Annotated in this window: 3 protein-coding genes; 1 reads left to right on the top strand and 2 read right to left on the bottom strand. The window is 75.9% G+C overall.

Features of this window, described 5'->3' with window-relative positions; genetic code table 11:
* On the top strand, positions 1-963 hold a 963-nt coding region (locus AB0L34_RS33415), incomplete at its 5' end, for a hypothetical protein (protein WP_363709624.1).
* A gap of 154 nt (positions 964-1,117) precedes the next feature.
* On the opposite strand, the gene AB0L34_RS33410 is transcribed toward AB0L34_RS33415, so the two are convergent.
* Together AB0L34_RS33410 and AB0L34_RS33405 are read right to left on the bottom strand one after the other, a co-directional pair.
* On the bottom strand, positions 1,118-2,155 hold the full coding sequence (locus AB0L34_RS33410; RefSeq protein ID WP_363709622.1) for a hypothetical protein: 1,038 nt from the start codon (positions 2,153-2,155) through the stop codon (positions 1,118-1,120).
* The gene (locus AB0L34_RS33405) at positions 2,155-2,424 is read right to left on the bottom strand and encodes a hypothetical protein (RefSeq protein ID WP_350712507.1); all 270 of its coding nucleotides are present in this window, start codon (positions 2,422-2,424) and stop codon (positions 2,155-2,157) included. The genes AB0L34_RS33410 and AB0L34_RS33405 overlap by 1 nt, the downstream gene beginning before the upstream one ends.
* Positions 2,425-3,096 lie beyond the last annotated feature (672 nt).

The raw sequence follows: 3,096 nt of genomic DNA, 5'->3' as shown, positions 1-3,096 counted from the left end.
CCGGTCGCCACCGGCGGGCCGGTCGGCGCGGCGGTCTGCCCCGACGACATCGGCCGGCGGCCCGCGCTGGAGTCGGTGCGCTACGGCGACGACGTGCCACTGGTGCCGGCGGGCGCGGTGGAGGTCACCGCCTGCCAGGTGCCGGTCGGTGGCGGGCCGCGGGCGGCGGACCGCGTCGGCCCCCGGGTGCTCACCACCGGGGTCGACGAGATCGTCGGGCTGCTCAACGCGATGCCACCGACGCAGACCGGACCGGACGGGCGGCCCCGGGTGGCCGACCCGACCGACCCGGGGCTGCGGTGCACCCTGGTGGGCCGATACGAGGAGACCGCCTACGTGCTGCGCTACCCCGGCCGGGCGCCGGTGACCGTGTGGACCGACGACAACTGCGCGGTCGCGGTCACCGACAGCCACGGGCGGGGGCTGGACCACCGGCTGTTCGGCGCGTTCCTGGACCGGTACCGGGCGCAGCTCGCCGCCGCCACCGATCCGACCACCGTCGCCACCCCGGCCTGCCGGACGAGCATGCCTGTCGACCGGGTCCGGCTGACCCCCTCGAACCCCGGGCCACCCGACCGGATCGCGGTCAACCAGGCCGGGCACGACACCCTCCTGATGACCCCGCTGGTCGCGTTGGCCGCCTGCCGGTACGAGGTGGACGGCGGGACCGCCCGGCTGGTGCGCGGGGAGACCCGGCGCGACGGGGCGGACGCGCTCCGGCCGGTGCTCAACGCGGCCTTCGCCCGGTCGGTGCCGGCCAGCGACTGCGGCGACTGGCCGGGCTACCCGCCGCCGACCGCGTTCGACACGGTGACCGTGGCGGACGCGACCGGCGCCACCGCCGAGTTCTGGGTCCGGCACACGCCCTGCCGCGGCGCCGTCCGCGCGCACCACCGGGGCAGCGAGCCCACGCCGGAGCTGCTCGCCGCCCTCACCCGGTTGCTCGGGCCGCCACCCCGCTGACCGTGCCGGCAGGGCCAGGTTGACCACGCCGGTGCGGCCGGCTGCACCTTGGCGTCGACCGGGCCGACGGCGGCGACACGTGGGAGACCCCGGCGCCGGGCTGCTGACCTGCCGACGGCGGCGCCGGGTGGGAACCCCGACGCCGCCGGGCCGGTCAGACGTACGGCCGGGTGGCGTACGCGGCCCGCAGCGCGGCCAGCCCCGCCGGCTTCGGCGCCAGCGTGCCCCAGCCGGAGTTGAAGTAGTTGGTGCACACGATCCTCGGACCCCGCTCGGCGTTGAGCTGGGCGATCGCGGCCGGCACGGTGGCGATCCAGGCCGCCTGGTCCGGGATTTCCGCCACCCGTACGCCCCACTCGGCGATGATCACCGGCCGGGAGAGCGCGACCGGGCCGAGGTCGGCCACCGCCCAGTCCTTCGTCCGGCGGAACCGGGCCAGCGCCGTGTGCGTGGGGCTGGTGGCGTAGACGTTCCACTGGAGGAAGTCGAGTTTCGCCATCAGCGCCTCCGGGTGGGTGCGCTGGAAGCAGCCCCGGTCGAAGCCGCCCACCCCCACCGAGAAGGTGGTGCCGGCGGGAAGTTGCCGCGCCTTGAACCAGTTCACGATGTACGTCATCGCCTGCACCGCCCGGGCGTCCGACTGGGCCCAGGTGTAGCTGACACCCGCCTCGGTGGTGCCGAACTCGTGGTCGGTGTCCAGTTCGGAGGCGAGCTGGATGTTCACCCCGAACCCCATGGTCCGGTACTGGGACAGGGCACGGGCGAGCAGCCCGTCGCAGTGCCCGGCGAGGACCTGGCTGTAGCCGTACGCCCGGGGCCAGGTCGTGCCGGGCCGCTGCTGGATGGTCATCGCGGGCGCCGGGACGGTGTAGCTGACGCCGTCCACGGTGAAGGACTGCGGCCCGAAGTTGGGCGCGCCGTAGTGCTTCAGCTCCAGCACCATGTTCACCCGCACCCCGGCCTTGCCGAGCGTGACCAGCCACGGTCGCTGGTAGCCGGGGAAGGTGTAGCCGTCGGCGAGGCTGCGGTACTGGGTCAGCGAACGGAAGTTCCCGCCGGCCATGTCGGCCGTCGGGTCGGCGCCGCCGGAGAGGTAGTAGCCGCCCAGCACCGGCGGAGCGATCGTGTAGTCGGCGGTGGCGGTGGCGGTGCGTCCGCCGTTGTCGCGCACCGTGACGGTGACCCGGGGCATCACGCCACCGCCCGGTAGACGGCCACCGAGCCGTTGTCCGACAGCCGGGTCCAGGTGCGGCCGGAGTCGTCGGTGACGGTGACGGTGAGCGGGTCGACGACGGCGGTGACCTTGACCGGGGCGCTGCTGTTGCCCTGCGCGTCGGTGACCACGATCGTGACGGTCACCGGCTTCGTGTCGGCGTCGCCGTAGGTGACCGTCAGGGTCATCTGGTCGCCCGGCGAGTAGGTGGAGGCGTTCAGGGACGCGGTCGCGGTGGGAGCGGCCATTGCCGGCTCCTCTCGTGCTCGGTCGCCGGACCGGCTCCGGCGCGTGGTCACGGCCGGTCCGGCTGCGGAGGGATCGGGGTCGGGCGCCGGCCGGCCGCCGGGCACGCGACGGCGCGGCCGGGGACCGGTCGGGGGTACGACTCGCCGACCGCGCTCGGCTCGGGGTCGCCGCGCGCGGCCCGACGGCCGCCGGAGTGGGTGACGTCGGTGTCGGTGAGGCGGCACCGGCCCTGGCGCCCGGGACGGTGGCTGCCGGAGCGCGGCCTGTGCGCGGGCCGGTCGGCGCTGCGTTACGCCGGGGGCCGTCGCGGGGCCGGGCTCGGTGGTGGCGGCGTCGGCGGGGACGGTGCTGTCCCCGCCGGACCCGAGGAATGGGATGTGGCCCGCCATCCTTACGCCTCTCACCTGCTACAACAGTGCGACGCCGAGGTGGCCGGCGTCCTGTCCGCTACCCGACCGCCGTTCCGTCAGCCAGACGACTGCGGTCACCGTGGAACTGTGCGGTACGCGTCGTCGCCGACCGGGACGGCGCTGGCGGGTTCGCCGCGCTGCCTGTCGGCTGGCTGCGCTGCGGGTTTGCCGCGCGGCGCTGCCGGTTCGCCGCGCCGGGCTGCCGGGTCGCGGCGGGGGGTGCGGGGTGGCCGCGCCGGGGTGCGGGGGCGGGGGGCGGGC

Source organism: Micromonospora sp. NPDC052213, assembly GCF_040679695.1.
Taxonomy (GTDB): Bacteria; Actinomycetota; Actinomycetes; order Mycobacteriales; family Micromonosporaceae; genus Micromonospora.
This window is presented reverse-complemented; position numbering and strand designations above follow the sequence as displayed.